1 protein-coding gene is annotated in these 256 nt (G+C 35.5%); it reads right to left on the reverse strand.

Translation table 11 applies throughout. The features are described 5' to 3' along the window. Positions 1-21 precede the first annotated feature (21 nt). Positions 22-256: hypothetical protein (locus tag AAEY94_RS20760; protein WP_350979935.1), on the reverse strand; the 235-nt coding region annotated here is incomplete at its 5' end.

The raw sequence follows: 256 nt of genomic DNA on the forward strand, positions 1-256 counted from the left end.
TTTAAAACTAATTGTTTATCTTTAAATTAAGATTGATTCATCAAAACCTTTTCGCTTCGCTAACCAAGCGACTGCATGTTCTCTAGTCACAAGTACTTGACCACCTGTTTTAATAAATGATAAAGGCTCTTCTTTATCATATTGAGCGTTTCTGACTGTGCGAATGTTCTTCATTCCGGCTAATAAGGCTAACTCGACAAGTGTGAAATTATCTTCTGAAAATTGTGGAAACCATCCCGAACTAAGAGTGACTAAC

Source organism: Shewanella sp. AC34-MNA-CIBAN-0136, from assembly GCF_040309945.1.
GTDB lineage: Bacteria > Pseudomonadota > Gammaproteobacteria > Enterobacterales > Shewanellaceae > Shewanella.